The organism is Tianweitania sp., from assembly GCF_032053605.1.
In the GTDB taxonomy this organism is placed as follows: Bacteria; Pseudomonadota; Alphaproteobacteria; order Rhizobiales; family Rhizobiaceae; genus Tianweitania.
The window spans coordinates 42,322-55,412 of the sequence record NZ_DAMBUH010000016.1 but is presented as its reverse complement, the minus strand read 5'-3'; the positions used below and the strand labels follow the sequence as shown (position 1 = coordinate 55,412).

Here is a 13,091-nt window from a genome sequence, read left to right as displayed (position 1 = left end):
CGCGCAGGTTGGCCGCGAGTTCCGCAATGCGGCGGCGCTCGCCATGGAAGATATCGGCGCCAACACGCTGCAGCTGGTGATCAAGGATACCGGCCGGGATGCCGCGCGGGTCCAAACGGCGGCCAGTGAGGCCGTGCTGGAAGGCTCGTCCCTGGTGCTCGGTCCGATCTTTGCTGCCGATGTTTCGGCAGCTGCCGGGGTGACGCGGCCGGCCGGCAAGACGATGATCGCCTTTTCTTCCGACCGCAACGTCGCGGGCTCGCGCGTTTACCTGAACTCCTTCCTACCCGGCGGCGTGGTGACACGCACCGTGTCTTACGCCTCGCAGAACGGTGTGCGGTCCGTGCTCGGCTTCTTCGCCAACGGTTCGGCTGGCGACATCGCGGAACAAGCGGCGCGTGCGGCGATCCAGGCCAATGGCGGCGTGATGGCGGCTTCGGTGCGCTATGACGGCAACGAGGCCTCGATCCAGCAGGCCGCGGCCGCTGCGGTTCCCGTTCTGATGCAGGCTGATGGCATTCTCATTCCCGAAGGCGGGCCGACGCCGACGGCGATCCTCGGCGCATTGCGTTCCAATGGCGGCGATCTCACGGGCAAGCGGCTGCTCGGCACCGGTCAATGGACGACAGCGAATTTGAGCGATCCCGCGCTGCAAGGCGCCTGGTTCGCCGATAGCGACCAGCAGCGGCTGACGGCGTTCAAGGCGCGTTACCAGGGCAAGTTCGGAACCGCACCCACGGCCAATGCAGCGCTTGCCTATGACACGGTCGTGATGGCCGGCAGTGTAGTAAAACGCTTCGGCCCAGCGGCCTTCGCCAACAGCGTGATCGAGGCTGACTCCGGCTATGCCGGTTATGCCGGTGTGTTCCGCTTCGAGCCGGATGGTACGACGCAGCGCGGATACGCGATCTATGAAGTCAGCGCCGGTGGTGCGACCCGCGTCGTCAACCCTTCGCCGAGAAATTTCAGCGGCAGCTAGTCAGCCATCATTGCGCCATAACGCTGGGTAAGAAACTCCCTGTCTGCCCAAGAAGAAGGCGGAACATGCAAGCGCTTTAAGCGTTTATGCGGGTCGGGAGAGTGTCATGAGCAAGCTGCAGGTTCAAAACAGTTTCGAGCCTTATTATGCTGGCCGGAACACGGATGTTTCCAAGTGGACGGTTCGCAAGAAGACTGGCGACCGGATTGACCGCGTCAAGGTCGAGCATGGCGCGGACGATGAGGCCGAGACGACCTGGCGGAAACCCACCAACCAGTCCTGATCGGCTACTGCGCGAGATCGGCGACCAGCGCGTCCAGTACGCTCATTCCGGCCGGCGTGGCGCGCAAACGGCTGTTGCCGATCGATTCCACCAGACCTTGCCCCTGCAGGAAGCTGAGGCGCTCCGGCTCGAAGCCACGACCGGCCAGTGCCTCATAGCGATGCACTTCGATACCTTCGCGCAGGCGCAGCCCCATCAGCAGGAGCTCGTCGGCTTCTTCCCAGGGCGTGAGTTGCTCGCCTGACGTGACGCCTGTGCCGTTCTGCTCGACGGCGGCCAGCCAGTTCTCAGGATGGCGCTCGGCAATGGTGACGATCCGCTGCCGGCCTTCCACGAAGCGGCCATGGGCACCCGGCCCGATCCCGACATATTCGCCGTAGCGCCAATAGGTCAGGTTATGCCGGCTTTCCGCGCCGGGAACGGCATGGTTCGAGACCTCATAGGCCGGAAGACCCGCTTGCGCCGTGACCGCCTGCGTCAGTTCATAGAGATCGGCCGCGTGATCAGGATCGGGAATGGCGAACTTCTTGGCGCGATGCAGCGCATAGAAGGGCGTGCCTTCTTCGATGGTCAGCTGATAAAGCGACAGATGGTCGGCGGCATAGCCGATCGCCTCGCGCAACTCCGTTTCCCAGGCATCCAGCGTCTGGTTGGGCCGGGCATAGATCAGGTCGAAAGACAGGCGCGGAAAAATTTCGCGCGCCAGTTCGATGGCGCCGAGCGCGTCAGTGACATTGTGCATGCGGCCGAGGAAGCGCAGATCGGTGTTGTTCAGCGCCTGAACGCCGAGCGACACGCGGTTGACGCCAGCCGCGCGGTAGCCCCGGAAGCGTTCAGCTTCAACGGAGGTCGGGTTGGCTTCCAGTGTGATCTCGATGCCATCCGGCACCGTCCAGTTGGCGGCAACCGCATCAAGGACGGCACCCACCGTTTCCGGCTTCATCAGCGAGGGCGTACCGCCGCCTAAGAAGATCGAGGTGACTTCGCGCGGGCCGGTACGCTGGCGCATGCCGGCCATTTCGCGCTTAAAAGCATCGGCGAAGCGCTCCTGGTCCACCGGCTGGTGGCGCACATGGCTGTTGAAGTCGCAATACGGGCATTTGGCCGCGCAAAAGGGCCAATGAAGGTAAACGCCGAACCCCGGCGAGCCGTCGTCGCGCTTCACTCAGCCGAGACCACTGGAACAACGCCCAGCCGGGCGTGGGCGAATTTCTGGAAAGCGCGGGCGCGGTGCGACAAGGCATCGGCCTGCCCCGGTTTCCAGCCATGCTTTTGTTCGGCCGTCATTTCGCCGAAGCTTACGTCGAAGCCATCTGGCACGAACACAGGATCATAGCCGAAGCCGGTGTCGCCACGCGGCGGCCAGATCAGCTTTCCTTCGGCTTCGCCGCGATAATATTCCGCTTCGCCATCGGGAAAAGCCAGGCAGATCACGGCCACGAACCGTCCCGTCCGCTTGGCAGGATCGCTGGCGCCAACCGCCTGCAGCCGATCCTCGACCTTGCGCATGGCAAGGCTGAAGTCGCGCGTTCCATCCTCGGTTTCCGCCCAGTTGGCGGTGTAAACGCCGGGCTCGCCACCCAGCGCATCGACGCACAGGCCGGAATCATCCGACATCGCCGGCAGACCGGTAGCCTTGGCGGCAGCGAGTGCCTTGATCAGGGCGTTCTGCTCGAAGGTCGTGCCGGTTTCATCGGGCTCGGGCAGGCCATACTCGGCCGCCGACTTCGCTTCGACGCCAAAGGGCGCGATGAGATCAGCAAATTCACGCAGCTTGCCCGCATTGTGGCTGGCCACCACGATGCGGTTGCCGATCGGGCGCAAGGTGTCGGCCATCAGGTAACTCCCCAAATCTTAGGGTTTGCGAATTCCAGCGAGTTGCCCGCCGGATCGCGGAGATAAATCGAGCGTCCGCCTGTCAACCACTCGACCTCGCTTTCTATAGCGATGCCAGCTCGGCGCAGCCGCTCTTTCCAAGCGTCGATCTCAGCTTCCGAAGCGCGGAAGCAGAGATGCCCCGGCCCCCTCGCGCCATGCGGCGGTATGGGGAAGGGGGCCTCGGGTGCCGGCGGTTCGATCGTGGCATCCGGGTTGAAAAGCAACAGCACCCCCTCCCCGCAGCGCAGAAAGACGTGGCGACCTTCCACCTTGCGGATCAACGGCAGCCCGAGCACATCCGTATAGAATGCTTCCGCCGAGTCGAGATCATCGACGTAGAGAGCAGATTCCAGGATGGCGACGGGCTGCATCGGGTTTGCCTTAGCCGATCGCCATCTGCTGCAGGCTGACAAGGCGGGCGATGCCGGTCTTGGCAAGGCCCATCAGCGTCGAAAACTCTTCTTCCGAGAAGGGCGCGCCTTCGGCCGTGCCCTGGATCTCGACGATGCCGCCCTTGCCGGTCATCACGAAATTCGCGTCGGTCTGGGCGGCCGAATCTTCGAGGTAATCGAGGTCGATCACCGGCTGGCCCTCATAGATGCCGCAGGAGATCGCCGCGACATGATCCTTCAGCACCTTGTTGACGCTGATCATCTTGCGCGCTTCCATCCAGGACAGGCACTGATGCAGCGCCACGAAGCCGCCGGTGATTGCCGCCGTGCGCGTGCCGCCATCGGCCTGGATGACGTCGCAATCGACAGTGATCTGCACTTCGCCGAGGGCTGCCATATCAACAACGGAGCGCAGCGAACGGCCGATCAGGCGCTGGATTTCCTGGGTGCGGCCGCCCTGCTTGCCGGCGGCTGCTTCACGGCGCATGCGATCACCCGTGGCGCGCGGCAGCATGCCGTATTCCGCCGTGACCCAGCCCTTGCCGGTGTTGCGCATCCAGCCGGGCACGCGCTCCTCAAGGCTTGCCGTGCACAGCACATGCGTGTCGCCGAACTTGACGAGGCAGGAGCCTTCCGCATGCTTGGACACGCCACGCTCAAAGGAGATGGCGCGCATTTCATCGGGCTGGCGCTTGGAAGGTCGCATGCAAAGGTCCGGTCATGACTGGAGAACTGAGTTGCCGGCTTGTAACGGTGCCAGCGCCTCCTTGCAAAGAAAAAGGCGGCCTTCGCCGCTTTCCCTGGGAGTTGCAGCGATCATCGCGGTTGTGCCGTTGCCGCTTCGCCATATATTTCGTGGATCATGATCCCGACCATCCACAGCGCAGCTTTTAAGCGATGACCTTTCCGCTGACCGATCCGGCATTGGCCGCGCTCGATGCGCGCTCGCGCGACATCTTCCGGCTGATCGTCGATGCTTACATGCGCGACGGCGAGCCGCTGGGGTCGCGCAACCTGTCACGCATGCTGCCGGTGAACCTGTCGGCCGCCACCGTGCGCAACGTGATGAGCGATCTCGAACATCTCGGCCTGATCTATTCGCCGCATACATCCGCCGGCCGTTTGCCCACACAGCGCGGCCTCCGCTTCTTCGTCGACGCCTTCATGGAGCTGGGCGATCTCGGCGAAGACGAACGCCGCGTGATCGATGCGCAGGTGAAGGCATCGGGTGCGGGTTCCAGCGTGGAAACCATGCTGACCGAAGCCAGCCAGATGCTGTCCGGCATGTCGCGTGGGGCCGGTCTGGTGGTGGCGGCGAAAAGCGAAATCGCGCTGAAGCATGTCGAATTCATCCAGCTGGAGCCGACCAAGGCGCTGGCGATCCTCGTGTCGCAGGGGGGTGAGGTGGAAAACCGCATTCTCGATCTGCCGGCGGGCATCGCGCCATCGCAGTTGCAGGAAGCCTCCAACTTCCTCAACGCCCATATTCGCGGACGTACGATTTCCGAAGCGCGCTCCGACATTGCACGTCTCGTGGAAGAAACCCGCGGTGCACTGGACGCCCTTTCGCAAGATCTGGTGACGCGCGGTCTGGCGGTGTGGGCAGGTTCGGAAGGTGGCTTGCCCGCCCGGCTGATCGTGCGCGGTCGTGCCAACCTGCTCGACAACCTCAACGCGGCGGCCGACATCGAATTGTTGAAGCACCTGTTCGAGGATCTGGAAGCGCAGGAAGGTCTGGTGCAACTGCTCGACCTTGCCGACGAGGGGTCCGGCGTGCGCATCTTCATCGGCTCGGAAAACAAGCTGTTTTCTTTGTCCGGCTCCTCGCTTGTGGTGGCACCCTATCGCGACAAGGATTCGCGCGTGATCGGCGCACTCGGCGTAATAGGACCGACGAGGCTGAACTATGCCCGCATCGTGCCGATGGTGGATTACACCGCGCAACTGATTAGCCGCATGCTGCGCTAAGAAACCCGCGACCATCACATGCACTTGATTTTAGCGGCCCGGCACTCGATATCGGACGCAAATCACAACTCGCAAATATTACGAACGACGGGATGAGCCATGACTGACGAGGCAAACCAGAATCGCGAACCGGAAGAGGCCGAAGTCCCCGCTGATGATGCGCCTGAATTTGCTGCCGACACCGAAGCTTTCCTGCGCCTTGCTGCGGAAAACGAAGAGCTAAAAGATCGCTCGCTGCGCATCGCTGCCGAAATGGAAAATCTGCGCCGCCGCACCGCGCGGGACGTGGCGGATGGGCGGACTTATGCCGTCACCAACTTCGCTCGCGACATGCTGGCCGTATCCGACAATCTGCGCCGCGCGCTGGACGCCATTCCCGCCGATGCGCTGGAAAGCGGTGATGCCGGCTTCAAGGCGCTGGCCGAGGGCGTCGAGATGACCGAGCGCGCCATGCTTTCGACGCTTGAGCGCCATGGCGTGAAGAAGCTCGAGCCACAGGGCGAGAAGTTCGACCCGAACTTCCACCAGGCGATGTTCGAAGTGCCGAACCCGGACGTGCCGAACAACACGGTCGTGCAGGTCGTGCAGAGCGGCTATGTGATCGGCGACCGCGTGCTGCGCCCGGCCATGGTGGGCGTTGCGAAGGGTGGTCCCAAGGAAATGCCGGCCGAGCCTGCCGCCGCAGCGCCGCAGGCCGACACGCAAGCCTAAAGCCGCTTCCTCATTAAACCCGACGCGCTATTCCTAGGCGTCGGGTCGCCGCCTGATCGTTCGGGGGAACGGTTTCATGGATCTCATCCAGGTGCTGGATTATGCCGGCGTGGCTGTTTTCGCCGCGACCGGCGCTTTGGCTGCGTCGCGCAAGGAACTCGACCTCATCGGCTTCCTGTTTCTCGCCGCCCTGACCGGCGTGGGCGGCGGCACGGTGCGCGATGTGATCCTCGGGCTTCCCGTGTTCTGGATCGTTCAGCCGCTTTACATGATCATCTGCGCGGGCGTTGCGCTGCTGACCTACTTCACCGCCCATCTCGTGGAATCCCGCTACAAGCTCCTTTTGTGGCTCGATGCGCTGGGGTTAAGCGCTTATTGCGTGCTTGGCGCCTTCAAAGGCCTGGCCAGCACCGGCTCGACCACCGTGGCCATCATCATGGGCATGCTGACAGCGGCCTTCGGCGGCATCATGCGTGACACGCTGGCGGGCGAGCCGTCCGTGCTGCTGCGGCCTGAAATCTATGTTTCGGCGGCCATGGCGGGGGCGGTTGTTTATACGCTTGTCGCAACACTCGGCCTGCCGCCAACGGCCGCTGCCCTGCTTGGCATGGCGACCGCCTTCCTGATCCGCGCCGGCGCGATCCGGTTCGGCTGGACCATTCCGACCTATCGCTCACGGCCGGGACGACGGCCCGAAGACATCCAATAGCTTAAAGCAATCCGGCGTCGCGCGCGGCGTCACGGAGCTTCTTGTGCGGGCGCGGCCCGATCTGCTGGATCACCAGCCCGGCCGCCAGCGAGCCGAAGTTGCCACAGGTGGCGAGATCACGGCCGGCCGTGTAGCCGAACAGGAAACCGGCGGCATACAAATCGCCCGCACCCGTCGTATCCACCAACTCGGTGATCTCGATCGCCTTCACGGCAACCGTTTCCGCGCCACGCACGATCACCGAACCCTGCTCGGAGCGTGTCACGGCGGCCAGCTTGCAGTCAGCGCGCACGGCCTCCAGGGCGGCGTCGAAGGACGCGGTCTGGTAAAGCGACTTCAGTTCGCTTTCATTGGCAAACACGATGTCGACCGTGCCGGACCGCATCAGGTCGAGGAACTCGTCGCGGTAGCGATCGACGCAGAACGGGTCGGACAGCGTCATCGCGACCTCGTTGCCGGCGGCATGCGACAGCCTCGCGGTTTCGCGGATCGCATCCTTGGCCAGCGGCGGGTCCCAGAGATAGCCTTCGAAATAAGTGACTTTGGCGCCTTCCGCCTTCTCAGGCTCCACGTCCTCCGGTCCAAACTCGACGCAGGCGCCGAGATAGGTGTTCATCGAGCGCTCGCCATCCTCCGTCACAAAGATCATGGAGCGCGCCGTCGGCGTTTCGCCACTCAGCGGCTTGGTGTCGAAGGCGACGCCTTGGGCGCGGATATCATAGGTGAAGATCTGGCCGAGATGATCGTCCCGCACCTTGCCGAAATAGGCCGAGCACGCGCCGAAGCTGGCGATACCGGCCGCCGTGTTGCCGGCACTGCCGCCTGAGGCTTCGATAGCCGGTCCCATGCGGCTGTAAAGCAGTTCGGCGCGATCCGCATCGATCAGGTTCATCGCACCCTTGATGATGCCGTTCTCGATCAGGAAATCGTCTTCGCAGCGGGCAATGATGTCGACAATGGCGTTGCCGATGCAAAGAACGTCATACTGGGTCATGAAAACTGAGGGTCCGGTCGATCGAAAAACAGAAGACCGGAGCGATCCTCAGGTCCGGTTCCGTTTAACGCGGGTGATGCGCATTGCCTAGCTTGGCCGCGCATCTTATCTCCGGGCAACTTGGATCAGGAGCTTCCACCATCATGATCATCGACAGCGCGCGCGCAGCCGCCGGTCATCTGTTCAGCGCCCCGTTTCGCGCCGTGCTGTTCAAGTCGCTGGGCTTGAGCATCCTCGTGCTGATGGGCCTGTGGTTCGGCCTGACACGGTTGTTCGACTGGATGGCCCTGCCGCTGCTCGAAGGCCTTTTCACCGGCGCGCCTGCCTGGGGCGAATGGGTTGGCTTCTTCACCGCAATCCTGGCCGGCCTTGCCGTTGCCGCCGGGCTGGCGTTGCTGATTGCGCCGGTCACGGCCCTGATCGCCGGCCTCTTCATCGACGACGTCGCGGAACGCGTCGAACAGATCGACTTTCCCCAGGACGCACCCGGACGCGCCATGCCGATCGTTCAGGGCGCGTGGTTGTCGATCAAGTTCTTCGGCGTGGTGATCCTCGGCAACCTGCTGGCTCTAGCGCTGCTGCTCATACCCGGCGTCAACATCGTCGCCTTCTTTGTGGTGAACGCCTATCTGCTCAGCCGCGAATTCTTCGAGTTCGCCGCCATGCGCTTCCGGCCCGAGGCGGAAGCCAAGGCGCTGCGCCGCAAACATGCCGCGACCGTGTTTACCGCCGGGCTGGTGATCGCCGGCTTTCTGGCCGTGCCGCTGCTCAACCTGCTGACGCCACTGTTCGCCGCCGCGATGATGGTGCATCTGCACAAGCGAATTTCGGCCCGCGAACGGCTGTCCTCACGCTAGCGGTTTGCGGCGACCTCGGCTTCTATCGCGTCGAGCGTTTCGATCGGCACCAAAGGTGCGGGAATGTCCGTTGTTTTCTCTTCGGCCTTGCAGAGGTCGGCGATCACACAGGCCGGACATTCCGGCTTGCGCGCCTTGCAGACATAGCGGCCATGCAGGATCAGCCAGTGATGGGCATGGCGCAAATAGTGTTCTGGAATGACTCGGACGAGCTTGTCCTCCACCTCTTCCGGCGTCTTGCCCGGCGCAAACTTTAGACGGTTGCCGAGCCGGAACAGATGCGTGTCCACGGCCATGGTCAACTGGCCAAAGGCGGAGTTCAGCACGACATTGGCGGTCTTGCGCCCGACGCCGGGCAGCGCGACCAGCGCCTCGCGTGTATCCGGTACCTCGCCACTGTAGTCGCGGATCAGGGCTTCCGACAGCAGCGCGACGTTCTTGGCTTTGGCCCGCCAGAGGCCGATCGTGCGGATGTATTCGGCAATCTTGGCTTCGCCCAGCGCCCCCATCTTGGCCGGCGTATCGGCAACCGCAAACAACGCGCGTGTCGCCTTGTTGACGCCGGCATCGGTCGCCTGCGCCGACAAAACCACGGCGACCAGCAGGGTGAACGCGTTGACGTGCTCCAGCTCACCCTTGGGCTCCGGCCGCTGCACGGCAAAGCGGCGGAAGATCTCCTCGATCTCAGCTTGCGAATAAGGTGACTTCCAGCGTGGCTTGGCGCGTTGTCCGCTTTTGGGCGCAACCTTGGCCACGGGTTTGGCGGTCAACTTTTTTGGCGCAGGCGTGTTGCCGGCAATTTCAGGCTTGGGCTTTGTCATCGGCTCTCTATAATCCCCGCAATGGCCGAGACCAACGCTGCCGACACGCCAATCTTCCGCGCCTTGTTGACGCCGCATCGGTCGTTGGGGCCGCGCGGTTTTCGCGTGCTGATGGGCATCATGGTCGCGGGAAGCCTGATCTGTGGTCTGTTCTGTATTGCGATCGGCGCGTGGCCGATCTTCGGCTTCTTCGGCCTCGATGTCCTCATCCTCTACATCGCCTTCAAGCTGAACTACCGCTCAGGCCGTGCGCGCGAAGAAGTCTCGGTGTCGCGCACTTCGCTGGATATCCGGCAGGTCGCGCCATCCGGCCAAGCGCGCGAACACCACTTCAACCCGTTCTGGGCGCGCTTTGCCGTGTCGCGGCATGAGGAGATCGGCATCACACGCATGGACGTGGAGGCGCAAGGGCAGCAGGTGCAGATCGGCTCTTTCCTCAATCCCGACGATCGCGAAAGCTTCGCCAGAGCCTTCGGGCGCGCGCTGGCAACGGCAAAGGCCGGCTGATCAGCGCAACAGGAAACCCGCCGCCAGGGGATCATCGGCTTCCACGCTGAAACGCGCGGTGCCCGAATAAAAGGCGCGCCCCGATACCCGCGCCACCACCGCATCGAACTTGCCGAGTTGCTCGCGTCTCACGACCGCGCCGGTGAAGTCCGCACCCGTTATGCTGCGGAAGGTCCGCACTTCATCCTGCGCCAAGCGCTTCTTGGCATGCATGGCGGCAAGCCGAGCCGTAACGCCCGACCCCGTCGGCGAGCGATCGACCTGGGCATCGGCAAAGACGCAGACATTGGTGGACGGCCGTGTCGATCCATCACCGCCATCCGTCAGGATCGAACCGTACAGGAAAGCGAGGTCGGCATGATCGGGATGCGACAGCGGCACTGCGATCTTGGCGGTTTCCGTCAGCGCCGTTGCGGCATCCACGAAGTCGCGGATGCGCGAACGGCCGAAATCCAGATCGAACTGGCCTGCGTCAACAAGCGCGTAAAAGGCGCCGCCATAAGCGATGTCGCAGGTGATCGATCCATAGCCCGGCACCTCGACCGTCTGGTCTGCGGCAAACAAAAAAGCTGGGACACTTTCGAAAGAAACCGCGCCCGCCTTGCCATCCGCCACGTCGACATGCGCGACCACCATGCCGCACGGACATTCGATGTTCACGGTGGTGACCGGCTCGATAAAATCCACCAGTCCTTGATCCACGGCGTAGCGGCCGAGCGCGATCACGGCGTGGCCGCACATGGTGGAATAGCCTTCATTGTGCATGAACAGCACGGCGAGATCGGCGCCGGGCAGATTCGGCTCAACCAGAAGCGCGCCATACATGTCGAAATGACCGCGCGGCTCGAACATCAGCATGCGCCGATAGTGATCGAGCTGATCGCGCACATAGGCGCGTTTTTCGAGGATCGTGCCGGACGGGATCGGCGGATAGCCTGATGTGATGATCCGAACCGGCTCGCCGCCGGTATGCATGTCGACGACGTCGATGGCGTTGAAAGGCATTGTCATGCCTCAGACTGAGGCCGATGTCCGGCGATCGTCAAGAGGGCGTTCATCCACGAAAAAGGCCGGCGCCTTTTGGACGCCGGCCTTGAATTCGAAAGCGGCGCGGCTGCTCTTGCAAGCGCCGGCGCCGCTTCCGTCAGCTGCGGAACCTGATCCGCTACTCCGCAGCCGACCTCTGCGCCACGCCGCCTTCTACAGCCTCGATGATGGTCGAGACGAAGGATTCCAGATCGTCCGGCTTGCGCGCGGTGATCAGGTTTCCGTCCTGAACCGTCATCTTGTCTTCCCAGTTGGCGCCGGCATTGATCATGTCGGTCTTGATCGACTTGTAGGACGTCGCGCGCTTCCCCTTCACCAAACCGGCTTCGATCAACAGCCATGGCGCATGGCAGATCGCCGCGAGTGGCTTGCCGGTTCCATAGAAGCTCTTGATGAAGTCGACGGCAGACTTTTCAGCGCGCAACGTGTCTGGATTGATCTGCCCGCCCGGCAGAACAAGGGCGTCATATTGATCGGGAGTGATCTCGCTCAGGGTCTTGTCGACGGAGACCTTGTTGCCCCAGTCCTTCTCGTCCCAGCCCTTGATCTCGCCTTTCTCCAGCGAGACCACGTCAACGGTTGCGCCAGCATCCCGCAGCTTCTTAAGCGGCACTTCCAGTTCCGACTGTTCAAAGCCGTCGGTGGCGAGAATGGCGATGCGTGCCTGTTTGATCGAAGGCATAACAAATCTCCTGCTGGTCGGCACGAATAATCGGGCATTCACCCGCTTCCGTGCTCAGGTTTTGCTCCCTCAACGCACCGGAAAAAGATTCGTTCACCGCATTCTGCAGGAGGATGCTTACCTTGTTAGGCGCCCGTGGAGCCGAAGCCGCCCGTGCCGCGTGCGGTCGTGCCCGTCGCCTCGCGAAGTTCGAACCGCGCCTGCACAACGGGCGCGACAACCATCTGCGCGATGCGCATGCCGCGCGTGATGGTGAAATCATCCTGGCCAAGATTGATCAGCAGCACCTGGATTTCGCCGCGATAATCGCTGTCGATCGTGCCGGGCGTGTTGAGGCAGGTAATGCCATGCTTGAGCGCCAGCCCCGAACGTGGCCGGATCTGCCCCTCGAAACCGTCTGGCAGCTCCATGATGAAACCGGTCGGGATCAAGGATCGACGTCCGGGCGTCAGGATGATGCGGGCATCGGCATGAACCGCCGCACGCAAATCCATGCCGGCAGCACCCGCCGTCTCGTAAGCAGGGATCTTGAGGTCTTCGCCATGGCTTAGGCGAATGAGGCCGATGGTGGGGATGGCGGAAAGTGTTGTCATAAGGCTGCGCCATAGCCCATCCCGTGCAAGCCGCCAAGCCAGGGTCGACTTTCCCTCGCGTGATCGCTATATGCGCGCAACCGAACGGATTCCCTTGTCATGCCAGAACCCATCCAGGAGGCGGTTGCCCGCCGCCGCACTTTCGCGATTATTGCGCATCCCGACGCCGGCAAAACCACGCTCACCGAAAAGCTTCTGCTGTTCGGCGGCGCCATTCAGCTTGCCGGTGAGGTAAAGGCCAAGAAGGATCGTATCCAGACGCGGTCCGACTGGATGAAGATCGAGCGCGAGCGCGGCATCTCGGTGGTCACCTCGGTGATGACCTTCGAATATGGCGACAATGTCTACAATCTGCTCGACACGCCCGGTCACGAAGATTTCGCCGACGATACCTATCGCACGCTGTCTGCGGTCGACTCGGCCGTGATGGTGATCGACGCCGCCAAGGGCATCGAGCCGCGTACGCTGAAACTGTTCGAAGTCTGCCGTTTGCGCGACATTCCGATCGTCACCTTCGTCAACAAGATGGACCGCGAAGCGCGCAACACGTTCGAGATCCTGGACGAGATCGAGCAGAAGCTGGCGCTGGATACCGCGCCGATGACCTGGCCGATCGGTCAGGGCAAGACGTTTTCGGGCACCTATCACCTGTCGGAAAACGCCGTACGCC

17 protein-coding genes are annotated in these 13,091 nt (G+C 62.8%); 8 read left to right on the top strand and 9 right to left on the bottom strand.

Translation table 11 applies throughout. The annotated features are described in order from the left end of the window. On the top strand, window positions 1-979 hold a 979-nt coding region (locus tag RTX98_RS06210; protein ID WP_312795340.1), incomplete at its 5' end, for a penicillin-binding protein activator. A gap of 106 nt (window positions 980-1,085) precedes the next feature. Further along, on the top strand, window positions 1,086-1,262 hold the full coding sequence (locus RTX98_RS06205; protein ID WP_312795339.1) for a hypothetical protein: 177 nt from the start codon (window positions 1,086-1,088) through the stop codon (window positions 1,260-1,262). Between the two features lie 4 nt (window positions 1,263-1,266). Here RTX98_RS06205 and hemW read toward each other — a convergent pair whose 3' ends face one another. From hemW to rph, 4 genes are read right to left on the bottom strand one after another with little or no spacing between them, the layout of a single operon-like run. Further along, complete coding sequence (gene hemW / locus RTX98_RS06200; RefSeq protein ID WP_312795338.1) at window positions 1,267-2,427, bottom strand: radical SAM family heme chaperone HemW; 1,161 nt, start codon at window positions 2,425-2,427, stop codon at window positions 1,267-1,269. Next, a complete protein-coding gene (locus tag RTX98_RS06195; RefSeq protein WP_312795337.1) occupies window positions 2,424-3,098 on the bottom strand; it encodes a non-canonical purine NTP pyrophosphatase in 675 nt (224 codons plus the stop codon). The genes hemW and RTX98_RS06195 overlap by 4 nt, the downstream gene beginning before the upstream one ends. Beyond that, window positions 3,098-3,511, bottom strand: a complete 414-nt coding sequence (locus tag RTX98_RS06190; RefSeq protein ID WP_312795336.1) for a VOC family protein — start codon at window positions 3,509-3,511, stop codon at window positions 3,098-3,100. Before RTX98_RS06190 ends, RTX98_RS06195 begins: the two co-directional genes overlap by 1 nt. A 10-nt stretch (window positions 3,512-3,521) precedes the next feature. Then, complete coding sequence (rph, locus tag RTX98_RS06185) at window positions 3,522-4,238, bottom strand: ribonuclease PH (protein ID WP_312795335.1); 717 nt, start codon at window positions 4,236-4,238, stop codon at window positions 3,522-3,524. A gap of 191 nt (window positions 4,239-4,429) precedes the next feature. On the opposite strand from rph, the gene hrcA reads away from it, so the two are divergent. The 3 genes from hrcA (at window position 4,430) to RTX98_RS06170 (ending at window position 6,920) form a co-directional block, all read left to right on the top strand. After that, entirely contained in the window at window positions 4,430-5,500 is a 1,071-nt protein-coding gene (gene hrcA / locus RTX98_RS06180) for a heat-inducible transcriptional repressor HrcA (protein ID WP_189504401.1), read from the top strand. Window positions 5,501-5,599: 99 nt separating this feature from the next. Next, entirely contained in the window at window positions 5,600-6,211 is a 612-nt protein-coding gene (grpE, locus tag RTX98_RS06175) for a nucleotide exchange factor GrpE (protein ID WP_312795328.1), read from the top strand. A gap of 76 nt (window positions 6,212-6,287) precedes the next feature. Then, window positions 6,288-6,920 carry a trimeric intracellular cation channel family protein gene (locus tag RTX98_RS06170; RefSeq protein ID WP_312795326.1) on the top strand — a complete coding sequence of 211 codons (633 nt, stop codon included), beginning with the start codon at window positions 6,288-6,290 and terminating at the stop codon, window positions 6,918-6,920. A 1-nt stretch (window position 6,921) separates the two neighbouring features. Here the strand turns inward: RTX98_RS06170 and RTX98_RS06165 are convergent, their stop codons facing one another. After that, window positions 6,922-7,914 carry an adenosine kinase gene (locus RTX98_RS06165; RefSeq protein WP_312795324.1) on the bottom strand — a complete coding sequence of 331 codons (993 nt, stop codon included), beginning with the start codon at window positions 7,912-7,914 and terminating at the stop codon, window positions 6,922-6,924. Window positions 7,915-8,057: 143 nt separating this feature from the next. Here RTX98_RS06165 and RTX98_RS06160 point away from each other — a divergent pair, with 143 nt between their 5' ends. After that, complete coding sequence (locus tag RTX98_RS06160; protein ID WP_312795323.1) at window positions 8,058-8,771, top strand: sulfate transporter family protein; 714 nt, start codon at window positions 8,058-8,060, stop codon at window positions 8,769-8,771. Here the strand turns inward: RTX98_RS06160 and nth are convergent. Next, a complete protein-coding gene (gene nth / locus RTX98_RS06155) occupies window positions 8,768-9,592 on the bottom strand; it encodes an endonuclease III (RefSeq protein ID WP_312795322.1) in 825 nt (274 codons plus the stop codon). The two genes, RTX98_RS06160 and nth, sit on opposite strands and share 4 nt — an antisense overlap. A 21-nt stretch (window positions 9,593-9,613) precedes the next feature. Between nth and RTX98_RS06150 the strand changes: the two genes are divergently transcribed. Then, the gene (locus RTX98_RS06150) at window positions 9,614-10,099 is read left to right on the top strand and encodes a DUF2244 domain-containing protein (protein ID WP_312795320.1); all 486 of its coding nucleotides are present in this window, start codon (window positions 9,614-9,616) and stop codon (window positions 10,097-10,099) included. On the opposite strand, the gene RTX98_RS06145 is transcribed toward RTX98_RS06150, so the two are convergent. The 3 genes from RTX98_RS06145 to dut all read right to left on the bottom strand — a co-directional run bounded on the left by RTX98_RS06145 (window position 10,100) and on the right by dut (window position 12,421). Further along, a complete protein-coding gene (locus RTX98_RS06145) occupies window positions 10,100-11,104 on the bottom strand; it encodes a proline racemase family protein (RefSeq protein WP_312795318.1) in 1,005 nt (334 codons plus the stop codon). It abuts the gene before it with no gap. Window positions 11,105-11,264: 160 nt separating this feature from the next. Further along, window positions 11,265-11,828, bottom strand: coding sequence for a type 1 glutamine amidotransferase domain-containing protein (locus RTX98_RS06140; RefSeq protein ID WP_312795316.1), 564 nt, complete (start codon window positions 11,826-11,828; stop codon window positions 11,265-11,267). 125 nt (window positions 11,829-11,953) lie between these two features. Then, complete coding sequence (gene dut / locus RTX98_RS06135; protein ID WP_312795314.1) at window positions 11,954-12,421, bottom strand: dUTP diphosphatase; 468 nt, start codon at window positions 12,419-12,421, stop codon at window positions 11,954-11,956. Between the two features lie 99 nt (window positions 12,422-12,520). Between dut and RTX98_RS06130 the strand changes: the two genes are divergently transcribed. Continuing rightward, a partial coding sequence (locus RTX98_RS06130; RefSeq protein WP_416223071.1) for a GTP-binding protein occupies window positions 12,521-13,091 on the top strand: 571 nt, incomplete at its 3' end.